Below are 14,037 nucleotides of genomic sequence, written 5' to 3' on the forward strand. Positions count from 1 at the left end.
GGTACTCTCCCTTAGGGTCTTGTTTTCATGATGGTTTCGGCGCGTTCCTGCGCCTTGCTCAATGCGTGGCGCGGGCTGGTGATGCCGCGCAGCATGTCGTGCATTTCCTGACCGCAGATCGCGATGATGTCCGAAATTTGCGGGATCGGCGGCCGGGGCCAGAACTGCAATTCGTCGCGCCACGACATCGCGTCGACGGCTTCAAAGATCGTGGACAGGCCGCGCACCTCGGGATCGGCGCCGACCGAATATCGCGGGCTGGTCCGGCTGCCGCTTTGGACATACAGCTTCTGTGCCTCTGGCGAGGTAAATGCGATCAGCGCTTCGGCAGCAGCGGCGCGCCGTTCTTCGGGCAGGTTTGCGGGGATCCCCAGGACGTAGCCGCCCACCGGAGCGATCTGGGCACCCGACGGCCCAGCGGGGTGTGGCAGGTATCCTGTCTGCCCATGCGCCGGAGAGGCCGTGTCCAATTCAAAATAGGGGGCCAGCAGCGTGTACCCGTATGCCATCGCAACCTTGCCCGCCGCATAGGGGCGAATGCGTTCATACCACGACATCGACAGGATATCCGGCGGAGAGAATTCCAGCAGCGATTTCAGGTATTCGGCGGCTTCCAGCGCGGCAGCCGTGTCAATCGTTGGCACAAGATCGCCGCGGCTGGCGACGTCTGCATCAAACCCTCCGGCAATCGGCGCAAGATTTATCACAGGTTGCCCGCAGGCCGCGCAGGCCATCATGAATTCGTGGCCCAGGGCGGTTCCGCGCGCGGCATTCCAGGCCACGCCATATCGTCCGTGGCGCGGATCGTGCAGTTTTTCGGCGGCGGCCAGAACCTCATCCGTGGTTGTGGGCGGTTCGATCCCGGCCTCGGCGAACCAATCCTTGCGATAGAACAGCAATTCCGGCGTCGTCTGGCTGGGCACACCATAGGGGCGGCCGCCCCAATGGGCACCCTTCCAGCCTGCGGTATGAAAATCGCTTGGGTCCAGCCGTTCGGTATCCAGAACCGCGTCCAGTGGCAGCAGGATTTCCTTTTCGGCAAACTCTCCGATCCAGGGCAGATCAACGGCGATGATGTCATAGCGGCTGATCTTGCGCCCGGCATTCAGCAAGGCTTCTTCATGCAGCCGGTCGATCGAAAAGGCGCGCTGGTTGATCTTGACGCCGACGACCTGTTCGAATTGCCGCTTCAGGTTTTCCATCACCATGAACGTGGGATCGCCGTGCACCAGAATGCGCACGCCGCCGGGCAGGGCCAGTGGTTCGGCCAGGACCTGGGGCGGCTTGATCGACTGCGCCGCCAGATAGGACCCGCCGAAGTAATAGTCGCGCCCGGCCGAGGTCTTGAGGTGCTGTCCGGCCAGCCGCACGATGCGGGTCGCGAACCGATCCCAGTTTTCCAGTAGCGTGACACTGGGGTGGAGCGAGAATGTCTTGCCCGATCTGGTGCGCGGGCGCTGTTCGATCAGACCGGCATTGGTCATTTCCTCCAGCTTGCGCCGTCCCGTCGCATAAGGCACGTCCGAGGCATTAATCAGCGTCGAGGCGGTGACGACCCGGCCTTCGCCATGGCTGCGGATCAGGAACATCGCCATGTTGAGGAACGGATTGGGCATGGATGTCGACAATGCTGTGTCGACCTCGCTGGTAAAGGCTGACAGAAAGCTCAGCACATCCAGATCGCTGGCGGCAGCGATCCCGGTTCGCACCGGTTCACTTGCCTGAGGATCGGCGTTCTTCTGTATGTCCTGCATCAGCACAGATCGCTGCCCGTCCGGTTTGAGAAGTGTCTTTCCAGGGGTGAGAGAATCGCTCATCTCGGTCTCCGGGTCTAAAATGTCCAAATTGCTCAGACCCGAGTATGGGCAAGAAATCCAAATTGAACATAAAAAAAGTCATTTTGGACATTTTTGGGAGCGAAGCCATCGGGCGCATTGTCAAGTGTTGGGCAAGTCCACGAGTCGGGGCGGGTCGCGAAAAAACGGCGGCGGCGCTTCCGGTTAATTTGTTCAGTTCAATGGGAGGAAACCAAAATGAACATGACGCTAAAAACACTGATTGCAGGCACCACCGCCGCAGCTGCCCTGACAGTTGCCGGCGTTGCGGTTGCTGGCAGCCACGGCCCGATGAAGATCGGCATCACGCAGAACAACGTCGGCGTCGACAGCTATCAGACCACATATGAAAAAGCATTCATCGCAGCCTCGGACGCGAATGAGAATGTCGAGGCCGTCGTTCTTGACGCCGGTGGTGACGTGGCGCGCCAGATTGCCCAGGTGCAGGATCTGATCCAGCAGGAAGTCGACGCAATCATCATCTGGCCGACCAATGGTGAAGCTGTGATCCCTGCCGTGCGCGAAGCTCACAAGGCTGGAATTCCGGTGATCGTCACCAACTCCAACATCGCCGAAGCAGGTTTTGATTTCGTCGCGTCCTTCTCGGGCCCAGACAACATCACGCAGGGGTCGCGTTCGGCCGAAATCATGTGTGACAAGTTCAAGGACATGGGTATCGAGAACGAAGCCCAGGTTGTGCAGATCTCGGGTCAGCCGGGTTACACCACAGCCATCGAACGTCAGAAAGGCTTCGATGATCGCCTGCCCGAGGTTTGCCCGAACGTCACCATCGTTGAAACGCAGCCAGGCGACTGGAACCGCGAGAAGTCGCAAACCGTGATGGAGGCTTTCCTTGTCAAATATGATGACATCGACGGCGTATATTCCGGTGATGACAACATGGGCGTTGGCGCGCTGAATGCGGCCAAGGCGGCGGGTCGTGACGGTATCATCTTTGTGGGCGCAACCAACTTTGCGGTTGGTTATGAGGCCATGGAGCGTGGCGAATACTGGGGATCAATCTATCAGTCCCCGGTTGACGATGCCGAAGCGGCGCTGAAGACGGCGATTGATGTTCTCAACGGCGAAGAAGTTCCCTTCCTGAACTACTTCGACACGCCGAAGATCACCCAGGACAACCAGTCCGAGTATACCAAGCCGGTATTCTAAGGGTTCTCCCGATGGCGGGTGGGCCCATGTGGCCTGCCCGCTGTTTTTTACCAAGGGGAACGCGATGGGACGGTTAAGCGGACGGTCATGTATCGTCACAGGTGCGGCACAGGGCATAGGCCGCGCAATCGGGGAAGACCTGCTGGCCCACGGGGCCGATGTCTGCTTTGCCGATATCAATGCTGAAAAGATCACCGAAGTTGTTGCGGCAAATGCGGAATTGGCCGCAGCAAATGGCGGAGGGATTTTGGGGTGTACGGTTGACGTCACCAACCGCGAACAGGTCCGCGGCATGATCGCAGAAACGGTTGCGGCCTTTGGCAAGCTGGATGTGAAATTCAACAATGCGGGCGTGAACAAGCCGATGAACTTCCTCGACGTGACCGAGGAGAACTGGAAATTCATCATGGATATCAACGGCCTTGGCGTTCTGATCGGCTGTCAGGAAGCCGCGCGGCGGATGATCGCCCAAGGCACCGGCGGCAAGATCATCAACACCGCCTCGATCGCCAGCCGTCAGGGGTTTGACAATGTTGCCCCATACTGCGCGTCAAAATTCGCCGTCGTATCGCTGACCCAATCCGCGTCGCGCGACCTGGCAAAGCACAACATAACCGTGACCGGCTTCGCGCCCGGTGTGGTAGATACCGAGATGTGGGAAGAAGTAGATCGCGATCTGATGGATATCGGCGCCTCGCAGAGGCCCGGTCAGGCGATGGAGGAATTCTCGGCCGAGAACCTGAAAGGCCGTGTTGCCCAGCCTTCGGATATCACCGGTACGACGACATTTCTGGCCTCTGCGGACAGCGACTATATGACCGGACAGATCGTGATGATTGATGGGGGGATGACACTTGTCTGATGGGGCCGCAGCCACACCGCAGGATCGCAAAAAGGCGATCGGGACGTTGTTGGCGCAAAACGGGATTCTGATCGCGTTCCTACTGTTCATGATCGGATTCACCATTGCAAATCAACGGTTTCTAAGCCCCGACAATGTGCTGGGCGTGATCCGGTCTTCTGCGATTCTGGGGGTTATTGCGCTGGGCGTGACCTTTGTGGTCATCAGCGGCAATCTGGACTTGTCCGTCGGCTCGATGATGTCGTTTTCGACAATCGTGGTGCTCGATTTGCATGACAAGCTCGGCCCGGCGATGGCGATCCCGGTGATGTTCGCGATGACCATGGCGCTGGGCGCGCTGATCGGGTTCCTGGTGGGGTATCTGAAGCTGAATTCGCTGATCGTGACGTTGGGCATGTTATCGGCGATCCACGGTCTGACGCTGACCTATTCGGGCGGCAAGAATATGGACATCATCGATAAGGAGGGGACGTGGTTTTCCGTCTTCGGGCAGGGGGCAATCTTTGGCGTGCCGGTGCCGGTGATCATCTTCGGCACACTTGCGGTGATCCTTGCGATCCTGCTGGCGCGGACGGCATTCGGGCGCAAAGTCTATGCGGTTGGCGGCAATGGTGTGGCGTCCACCTTTTCCGGGATACCCAGGGCGCGCGTCGTGTTCCTGACCTACGTGATCTCGTCGTTTTGCGTTGCCATGGCCGGTCTTTTGCAGGCCAGCCGGTCCCTGGGCAGCCAGAACACCGTTGGGCAGGGGCTGGAACTTGACGTGCTGGCGGCGGTCATTCTTGGCGGCGCATCCCTGCTGGGCGGGTCAGGCACAGTCTTCAAGACCGTGATCGGCGTACTGATCCTTGGCTTCATCCAGAACGGCCTGCTGCTGGTCGGGCTGCAATTCTATGTCCAGTACGTTGTGACCTGGGTCATCATCGTTCTGGCGGTCTGGCTGGATGTTGCGGCCAAGCGCGGTCGCCTCTGGTCGCCGATTGCTTGAGGGAGGGGTGGGGCAAATGAACACGGAAAAATTCAGGTCGTTCATGGCCCGCGGCGCGATCTGGGGCTTTATCGTGCTGGAGCTGGTGTTCTTTTCCATCGCTGGTGAGTTTTTGTCCCTGTCGGACAAGGCCTTCATGGATTGGGACAACATGCTGCTGCTGTTCAAGCAGTCCGCCCCGATTGGCATCATCGCGCTGGGCATGACGATCATCATGATCAACGGAAACATCGACCTGTCTGTCGGTGCGACCTTTGCCCTTTGCGCAATTGTGATGCTGGACAGCATGACCTGGCCGATCTTTGCCGGATTGGGCGACTGGGTCATTCCGGTGGCCTGGCTGCTGGCATTGATGACGGGGATGTTTCTGGGCCTGATCAACGGTCTGATCGTCTGGAAAACCGGCGTTGACGCCTTCATCGTGACGCTGGGCTCGATGCTTGGGTTTCGCGGGCTGGTCTTCATGTACAATGGCGAAAACCCGACCTCGCACCTGAACTGGACCCTTGTGGACATGATCGAGGTGGATTTGCTGGGGGTCGAGGTTCCCACGATCATCTTTGTTGTCTGCGCCATCCTGATCTGGCTGTTGATGACGCGCACGGTGCATGGCCGGAACGCCTATGCCGTCGGTGACAATCGCGAAGCTGCGGTGAACGCGGGCATCAGGGTGGGGCCGCATATGGTCTGGAACTTCGTGCTGATCGGGTTCCTGGCGGCGCTGTCTTCGGTGGTGTTTTATTCGGCCAGCGGTTCGGTCAATCCAAACGATGGCACGCTCTATGAACTCTGGGTGATCACAGCCGTGGTGCTGGGCGGGACCAAACTGACCGGCGGCAGCGGCTCGGTGATCTCGACCTTCGGCGGGGTCATCGCGATCCAGTTATTGCGCAAGGGGCTTGGGCATATCGGTGCGGATACGGCCATGGTGAACCTTGTGATCGGCCTGATCCTGATTGCTGTTTTGTTTCTGGACCAACAGCTTAACCGCAAAGGTAAGGAGGCGTTGAAGGTATGACAGCTCCGGCGCTCAGACTGCAAGATATCGTCAAGACTTTTCCTGGCGTGCGGGCGCTGGATGGCGTTTCGTTTGAAGTCCTCCCGGGTGAGGTTCACGCCCTGCTTGGCGAAAACGGCGCCGGGAAATCGACGCTGATGAAAGTGCTGGGTGGTATTTACCAGCCTGACGAGGGCCAGATTTTCATTGAAGAGGGTCCGGCGCGCATGGCTTCGCCGCTGGATGCGAAATCAAAAGGCGTGGTGTTCATCCATCAGGAACTCAGCCTTGCTGATGAGCTGAGCGTCGCCGAAAACATCTATCTGGGCGAATTGCCCAAGCGAAGCTTTGGCCGCGTTGACTGGGCGACCCTGTATCGCAAATCGGCGGCAATTCTGGACCGGCTGAATTGCGGATTTACCCCGCAAACGCGTGTTGGCAGCCTGTCCATCGCCAACAAACAAATGGTCGAGATTGCCCGCGCCCTGACGGTCGAGGCGAAGGCGGTGATTTTTGATGAACCGACCGCATCCCTAACCGATGCCGAAAAGGTTGTTCTGTTCGACATCATCAACGGGCTTCGCGATCAGGGCGTCGGGATTGTCTATATCTCTCATCGTATGGACGAGATATTTACCATTTCGGATCGCATATCGGTGCTGCGCGACGGTGCTTACCGCGGCTCTCTGATTACGGCGGACACGAATGAGGATGAGGTGACGCGACTGATGATCGGGCGCAGCCTTGATCTGTCGCACAATCTGGACCCGGTAGAAGTGGGTGAGGTGGTGTTGGAAGCACAGGGCCTGTCCTGCGGGTCGCTGTTCCAGGACGTCTCGTTCCGCGTCCACAGCGGCGAGGTGGTTGGTTTCTATGGCCTTGTTGGTGCCGGACGAACCGAGATTGCCGAAACCCTGTTCGGCCTGCGCACTGCATCGGCGGGAAGCATCCGCATCCTGGGCGAGGAGGTGCGGATAAACTCCCCAATCGACGCGATCACCCACGGCATCTCGCTGGTCCCCGAAGATCGCAAGGAACAGGGCCTGGTCCTCGGCATGAGCTGCCGCGATAACATGACGCTGCCGCAGGTCGGCGCCCTGACGCGGGGTCCCTTTGTTGATGGCAGCAAAGAGATGGCGATTTTCGACACCTATCACGACAAGCTGGAAATCAAGACACCAAGCTGGAAACAGCAGGCGGGCAATCTGTCCGGGGGCAATCAGCAGAAGATCGTCATCGGAAAATGGCTGTCGATGCAGCCAAAGCTACTGATTGTCGACGAACCGATCCGCGGTATCGACGTTGGGTCAAAATCCGAAATCCACAACTTGATCCGGGATCTGGCATCCCAGGGCTATGCGGTGATCGTCATCAGCTCGGAAATGCCCGAGGTTTTGCGGGTTTCAGATCGTGTTATCGCGATGTTCCATGGCCGGATCATGCGTGAGTTCACTGCGCAGGAAGTGACCGAGGATTCCCTGGTGCAGGCGATTTCGGGCATCAGCCCCGAAAAGGTCGCGTGATGCGGGTTGGCTTTGCCGGTCTTGGCCGCATGGGCCGGCCCATGGCGCGCAACATCGCGCACGCGGGCCATGACCTTGTGCTTTGGAACCGGTCCGCGCAGGCAGCACAGGATCTGGCGGATGCGCTGGGCGGCACCCACGCAGAAACGCCGCATGCATTGGCCGACAATGTCGATGTCGTTGTCACCATGCTGGCCGATGATGCAGCGTCGGGGGATGTGCATTTCGGCCCCGATGGCCTGTTTCAGGGCGGGCGCGCAAAAACCTGCATCGAAATGGGCACGATGAGCCCGGATCACATTCACCGGCTTGCCGCAGCGGCCCCGCAGGGGGTCACAGTCATCGACGCCCCGGTTTCGGGCGCGACGCAGGCGGCGTTGGACGCGCAATTGCTGATCATGGCGGGCTGCACGCAGGATGAGGCGACGCAATTTGCACCGCTGTTCGATACAATGGGTCGCCAGACGATCGCACTGGGCCGAACCGGCGCCGGTGCTGTCATGAAACTGGCCGTCAACGCCATGCTCCACGGCATCAATCAGACCCTGGCCGAGGCAAATGGCATCGCCGCAGATCAGGCATTTGACGTCATCGAAGCCTCGGCCGCCTGCGCGCCAATGCTGAAGTATCGCCGACCCCTGTACCTCGACGAAGCTGGCCATGATGTGACGTTTACCGTTGCCCTGGCGCACAAGGATATGCGTGTCACAGCCGACTTGGCCGCCGCGCAGAACGTCGCCATGCCTCAATCCGCCGTCACCCAGTCGGTTCTGTCACAGGCCATGCAGAACGGGTTTTCCGAACGGGACATGGCCGCCATCCTGAATTACATGCGAAAGACCAAGCCATGAAGAAAGCAGCCCTTTTTGCCGGTGGCTGGGAAGGCCACGACCCCAGCGCCTTTGCCGATTGGTGCGCTGACCTTCTGCGGGCCGAGGGGTTCGCCGTCGATGTCTATGACACGCTGGCCCCGCTTGCGGACCCGGACAGCCTTGCCGATGTTGATCTGATCGTGCCGATCTGGTCCTCGGCCCGTTCGGCCCATCGGCCGGAATTCGGCAATATGACGAAGCCGGAAGAGGATGGCCTGCTGAAGCTTATCGCCGCCGGTTGCGGTATTGGCGGCTGGCATGGGCATATGGGTGACGCATTTCGTGACCGCCCGACCTATCACTTCCTGATCGGCGGCCAGTTTGTCGCGCATCCGCCGGGGTGGCCGGACAATCCTGTGCCATCGGATGATTTCATCGACTATGATGTGACCATCACAGCGCCCGACCATGAGATTGTCGCAGGCATCGATAGTTTCCGGCTGCTGTCCGAGCAATATTACATGCTGGTCGATCCCTCCAACGACGTGCTGGCGACCACGACGTTTTCGGGCGAGCATCTGTGGTGGATTGAAGGTGCCACAATCCCGGTGGTCTGGACGCGCCGTTGGGACCAGGGGCGGGTTTTCTATTGCTCAATCGGGCATACTCTGGATGATCTCAAAGTGCCGCAGGTGACCGAGATCGTGCGGCGTGGTCTGATCTGGGCGGCAAGGTAGGCGACAGCATGGCAGAACTGACAATCGTGGCCCACATTCAGGTTGATCCGGCCCATGTGGCTGACATCAAGCCGCACTTCGATGATCTGGTCGCCGGGACGAGGACCGAGGACGGTTGCATCACCTATGTTCTGCACCAGGATAACGACGACCCCGGCCACTTCATGATCTACGAAACCTGGACGAACAGGCCACTTTGGCAAGACCACATGGTCGCGCCCTGTCTGAAGACTTTTCAGGGCAGGACTGAAGGGATGATCACCTCGGCGGTGATCCATGAAATGACGGTCGCAGGGTAGCTGCGTTCTGCGCAGACGTTTCGCCAAATCGGTTCTTGAACAGCGGGCCTGAATGGGACAGCGTCGGTTTGCCCGGCATGTCGCAGCACCGCGATCCCGTAGCAGTGATCGCAGGGGCGGGGGAATGGTGGAAACCGGATGCCGCCACGTTGGCTGCCGGGGCAGATATCTACGGGGATGTGAACGATGGACAATGCGAAGCGCGGGCTGAAAACGGCGATCATCGAAATCTTCGGAACACCCTGTCCCGTCATTGATATGGACGTTGTCGAACGCAACATCGCCCGTGCCCAGAAACTGTGTGACGACGCCGGGGTGGCCAATCGCCCCCACATCAAGACGCATAAATCGCCATTGCTGGCGCAGATGCAGATTGATGCCGGGGCGCGCGGGATCACCTGCCAGAAACTGGGCGAGGCGCAGGTCATGGCCGATGCGGGTATCACCGATATCGTGATTGCAACGAATCTGCTGGGTGCGGCGCGGTCGGGAACGCTGGCCGCGCTGCAACGGCGCGTGCCGCTGAAGGTTTGCGCCGACAACCCGGTGTCACTGGCGGCCTATGCCCGCGCCGCACAGGATGCCGACCGCCCGCTGGATGTTCTGATTGAAATCGAAACCGGGCAGCTGCGTGCCGGGGTGGAAACCCCGGGTGAAGCGCTGGCGCTGGCCCGTATTATCCGGGATGATCCCTGGCTGGGCTTTGCGGGGCTGCTTTATTATCCGTAGCTGGACGGCTGGCCCAGAACCCAAGCGTTCCACGACGAAATGGTGTCGGGGCTGGCCGAACTTGGCATGAAGGCCGACATCGTCTCGACCGGGGGCACGCCGAATTTCGCCCATATCGGTAAGCTGACAGGCACAACCGAACATCGCGCTGGAACCTGCATTTTCAATGACCTGATGATGGTCGACGCTGGGTTTGCGACACTCGATGACTGCGCATTTCAGGTCTTTACCAGCGTCGTTTCGCGCGGCGGGGCGGATCGCGGTATACTGGATGCGGGCTCAAAAACCCTGACGTCAGATACCGTCGGGCTGGAGGGCTTCGGCCGGATTGTTGAGCATCCGAACGCACGTATCCACAAATTCGCCGAAGAACACGGGTTCCTCGACCTGGCGAAATGCAACGACAAACCGGAAGTGGGAGAGATCGTGCGCGTGATCCCCAACCACGTCTGTGTCGCCGTCAATATGGTGGATCAACTGGTCGCGGTGCGCGGCGAGGCGATTGAACGGGTGATCCCCGTCGCAGCACGTGGCAGACTGGTCTGATCGCACAAGCCGCGATGCCTGCGATAGCTACCGGATACCGGATCGTCCGCATGACCGGCTGACCGCGTACAGATGCAACGGCGCGATCCGACAGCCGGGCAGATTGCGCAACCGGGCCGGGCGGCAGTATAGGTCACAGGCACACCGACCCTCGGAACGTCAGCCATGATCCAGCAGATGATGCCAATCCCGCCCATCCACCGGAATTTGATCCATTGGCGGTCAGTACCGGCCCAATTATTCAGAGGCTTCCAATGACGCAATCCTTCATTGACCACATGAACGACGCACTGGGCGAGTTGAAAAATACCGGGCTTTACAAGGCCGAGCGGGTGATTTCTTTCAAACAGTCGGGCACTGTCACGCTGGCCTCGGGCAAACAGGTGATCAACCTGTGCGCCAATAACTATCTGGGCCTGTCCGATGACCCCGACCTAATTGAAACCGCACGCGCGGCTTTGGCGCGATATGGCTATGGCATGTCGTCCGTGCGCTTTATATGCGGCACCCAGGAAGAGCATAAGGCGTTGGAAGCACGTATTTCCAGCTTTCTGGGTTTCGAAGATACGATCCTCTATTCCAGTTGCTTTGATGCAAACACCGGGCTGTTTGAAACGATCCTTGGGCCCGAGGATGCGGTGATTTCGGACGCGCTGAACCATGCCTCGATCATTGACGGGGTGCGGCTGTGCAAGGCCAAGCGGTATCGCTATGCCAATTCCGACATGGCCGATCTTGAGGCACAGTTGCAGGCGGCGCAGGGGTGTCGTTTCAAACTGATTGCGACCGATGGCGTATTCTCGATGGATGGGTATTTCGCCAAGCTGGGTGAGATCTGTGATCTGGCTGAAAGCTATGGCGCCATGGTCATGGTGGATGACAGTCACGCGGTCGGGTTTGTCGGGAAAACCGGGCGTGGTAGCATCGAACATTGTAATGTCATGGGCCGTGTGGATATCGTCACCGGCACCCTGGGCAAGGCGCTTGGCGGCGCTTCGGGTGGCTATACCTCGGGCAAGGCCGAGGTTGTGGACTGGCTGCGCCAACGCTCGCGCCCGTATCTGTTTTCCAACACGCTGGCGCCGGTGATCGCGCAGACCTCGATTAAAGTTCTGGATATGATCGAGGCGTCGACCGCGCGCCGTGACCGGCTGATGGATAACGCGGCCCGGTTTCGCGACCGGATGACGGCGGCGGGCTTCGATCTTTTGCCGGGTGAGCATCCGATCATCCCGGTGATGCTGCGCGACCCGAAACTGGCGCAGGACATGGCGGCGCGACTGGACGAACAGGGTGTCTATGTTGCGCCGTTCAGCTTTCCGGTGGTGCCGCGCGGCCAGGACCGCATTCGCACCCAGATATCGGCGGCGCATTCGCGTGAAGAACTGGACCGGGCCATTGATGCGTTTATCAGGGTGGGCGGCGATATGGGGATCATTTGACATGAGCAATCAGATGAAAGCGCTGGTCAAAGCCCGGCCCGAGCCCGGCCTTTGGATGGAGCACGTTCCGGTGCCTGAACCCGGCCCGGATGAGGTTCTGATCAAAGTCAGGAAATCGGCGATCTGCGGCACCGATGTGCACATCTGGAAATGGGACGAATGGTCGGCGCGAACAGTTCCGGTGCCGATGGTCGTGGGCCATGAATTCTGCGGGGAAATCGTCGATTGCGGCAAGGCAGCATTCAAGTTCGAAATCGGACAGCGCGTTTCGGGCGAAGGCCACGTCACATGCGGATTGTGCCGCAACTGCCGCGCCGGGCGCGGTCACCTGTGCCGCGACACAATGGGCGTGGGCGTGAACCGGCCGGGGTCTTTTGCCGAATACATCTGTATTCCCGAGGCCAACGTGGTGCCGATCCCCGAAGATATCTCGGATGAGATTGCAGCGATCTTCGATCCGCTGGGCAATGCGGTCCACACGGCGCTGTCCTTTGACCTTGTGGGCGAGGACGTGTTGGTCACCGGCGCAGGCCCGATTGGCATCATGGGCGCGCTGGTGGCGCAGATGGTGGGTGCACGCAAAGTGGTGATCACCGACATTGCACCCTATCGGCTGAACCTTGCACGGGCGCTGGGCGTGCAGCACGTTGTGGATGTGTCGCAGGACACGCTGCTTGATGTGATGAACGATATCGGCATGACCGAAGGCTTCGATGTCGGGCTTGAAATGTCGGGCGCCTCGGCTGCGATGCGTCAGATGATCAGCCGGATGAACAACGGCGGCAAGATCGCGTTGTTGGGCATCGCGCCGACCGAATTCGCCGTGGACTGGAACGAGGTCATCTTCAAGATGCTGACCGTCAAGGGGATTTACGGGCGTGAGATATTCGAGACATGGTACAAAATGATCGCGCTGGTGCAGTCCGGGCTGGATTTGACCGACCTGATCACCCATCGCATCCCGATTGATGACTTCGAAGACGGTTTCGCCGCGATGATTTCGGGGCAGGCGGGTAAGGTGGTCATGGATTGGCGCGGGTAGGGCGCCGACCCCTAAAGCGTTTCGACATTAACCTGAGACATATCCGGCGGCCTTAAAGTAGTTCCAGCATTCTACTGGGTCGTAGAGATCGCAGATTGCTCCGATTGCTTCGAAGACCTGGGTAAAGGACCTGGCCCCGATCCGTCGCAAATGGGCTTTCAGTTTAGAGAAGGCCTGCTCGATGGGATTCAGGTCGGGCGAGTACGGTGGCAGGTAAAGGAACCAGCAGCCGTGATTGCGTAAAGCCTGCGTCGCCTCCTTATTCCGGTGGGTTGCCAGGTTGTCGAGAATGACGACAGTGCCGGGGTTGATCTCGGGGACCAGCACTTCGCGGATGTAGGCCGCGAAGGCGGGGCCATCTATCGCTCCCTTGATGACCCAAGGTGCGATCAGCGCGCCTTGGGTCAGGCCCGCGATCAAGGTTTGGGTTCCCCAGCTTCCGAAGGGCGCATCCATCGTCAGGCGCTTACCGCGCTTGGCTCTGCCGCGTAGGCGCGTGAGGTTTGTCTTCACTGCGGTTTCGTCAATAAAGACAACGCGCTCAGGAAAGGTCGCAATGGCTGGCGAGCGGTATCTGAACCAGTCGGCCCGTTGCTGCCTTACCTTGGCGCGGCGGCGCTCGGTGGCGACCAGCGACTTTTTTTGTACGTGAAGCCGAGCCGGGACAGAAGGTTGGCGATGGAGGAGTGATGCACCCGCACACCCTCTGCATCGGCCAGCGCATTACGCAACTCAAAGAGCGTGATGTCAGGGTCTTGTGCGATCAACTCCTCAAAGAATTCCCGATGCGGAGCCAGCTTTCCCTTGCCGCGCGGCGGTCCCTGCCGGGCAGGTTCCGCATGACCCTTCATCCTCACCTGACGCGCCCACCGCGCGCCTGTGGCAGGCGACAGCTTCAACCGCAACGCCGCCGCGCGCCCGCTCAACCCTTCTTCAATGTATCTCTGAAACCGTATCCGAAGCGCAGATGGCAAAGGTGCTGACATGATCCATCCTCCCAAACAGGATGAATCACAGATCAGGTCTCAAGGGAATCCCTCGCGATTCAGGTTCAA

The 14,037-nt window shown here is 59.5% G+C and carries 11 protein-coding genes and 2 pseudogenes; 11 read left to right on the forward strand and 2 right to left on the reverse strand.

The annotated features are described in order from the left end of the window. Positions 1-11: 11 nt before the first annotated feature. Positions 12-1,817, reverse strand: a complete 1,806-nt coding sequence (locus tag GKR99_10780) for an extracellular solute-binding protein (GenBank protein ID NKB28004.1) — start codon at positions 1,815-1,817, stop codon at positions 12-14. Positions 1,818-2,039: 222 nt separating this feature from the next. Here GKR99_10780 and GKR99_10785 point away from each other — a divergent pair, with 222 nt between their 5' ends. The 11 genes and pseudogenes from GKR99_10785 (at position 2,040) to GKR99_10835 (ending at position 12,982) form a co-directional block, all read left to right on the forward strand. Next, entirely contained in the window at positions 2,040-3,005 is a 966-nt protein-coding gene (locus tag GKR99_10785) for a substrate-binding domain-containing protein (protein NKB28005.1), read from the forward strand. Positions 3,006-3,069: 64 nt separating this feature from the next. Next, on the forward strand, positions 3,070-3,867 hold the full coding sequence (locus tag GKR99_10790) for an SDR family oxidoreductase (protein ID NKB28006.1): 798 nt from the start codon (positions 3,070-3,072) through the stop codon (positions 3,865-3,867). Between the two features lie 88 nt (positions 3,868-3,955). Further along, positions 3,956-4,855, forward strand: a complete 900-nt coding sequence (locus GKR99_10795) for an ABC transporter permease (GenBank protein ID NKB28007.1) — start codon at positions 3,956-3,958, stop codon at positions 4,853-4,855. Between the two features lie 16 nt (positions 4,856-4,871). Beyond that, on the forward strand, positions 4,872-5,873 hold the full coding sequence (locus tag GKR99_10800) for an ABC transporter permease (protein NKB28008.1): 1,002 nt from the start codon (positions 4,872-4,874) through the stop codon (positions 5,871-5,873). After that, a complete protein-coding gene (locus tag GKR99_10805; GenBank protein ID NKB28009.1) occupies positions 5,870-7,375 on the forward strand; it encodes an ATP-binding cassette domain-containing protein in 1,506 nt (501 codons plus the stop codon). Before GKR99_10800 ends, GKR99_10805 begins: the two co-directional genes overlap by 4 nt. After that, positions 7,375-8,226: an NAD-binding protein gene (locus tag GKR99_10810; GenBank protein ID NKB28010.1), complete on the forward strand. Its 852-nt coding sequence runs from the start codon at positions 7,375-7,377 to the stop codon at positions 8,224-8,226. Before GKR99_10805 ends, GKR99_10810 begins: the two co-directional genes overlap by 1 nt. After that, the gene (locus tag GKR99_10815) at positions 8,223-8,924 is read left to right on the forward strand and encodes a ThuA domain-containing protein (protein ID NKB28011.1); all 702 of its coding nucleotides are present in this window, start codon (positions 8,223-8,225) and stop codon (positions 8,922-8,924) included. Before GKR99_10810 ends, GKR99_10815 begins: the two co-directional genes overlap by 4 nt. An 8-nt stretch (positions 8,925-8,932) precedes the next feature. Continuing rightward, positions 8,933-9,223, forward strand: coding sequence for an antibiotic biosynthesis monooxygenase (locus tag GKR99_10820; protein ID NKB28012.1), 291 nt, complete (start codon positions 8,933-8,935; stop codon positions 9,221-9,223). Between the two features lie 186 nt (positions 9,224-9,409). Further along, a pseudogene (locus GKR99_10825) lies at positions 9,410-10,498 on the forward strand (D-TA family PLP-dependent enzyme). Positions 10,499-10,752: 254 nt separating this feature from the next. Then, entirely contained in the window at positions 10,753-11,940 is a 1,188-nt protein-coding gene (locus tag GKR99_10830) for a glycine C-acetyltransferase (GenBank protein ID NKB28013.1), read from the forward strand. 1 nt (position 11,941) lies between these two features. After that, positions 11,942-12,982 (forward strand): L-threonine 3-dehydrogenase, encoded by a 1,041-nt coding sequence (locus GKR99_10835; GenBank protein ID NKB28014.1) that lies wholly within the window; start codon positions 11,942-11,944, stop codon positions 12,980-12,982. A 27-nt stretch (positions 12,983-13,009) separates the two neighbouring features. Here GKR99_10835 and GKR99_10840 read toward each other — a convergent pair. Continuing rightward, a pseudogene (locus GKR99_10840) lies at positions 13,010-13,968 on the reverse strand (IS630 family transposase). Positions 13,969-14,037: the final 69 nt, after the last annotated feature.

This window comes from Paracoccaceae bacterium, assembly GCA_012103375.1.
In the GTDB taxonomy this organism is placed as follows: Bacteria; Pseudomonadota; Alphaproteobacteria; order Rhodobacterales; family Rhodobacteraceae; genus WLWX01.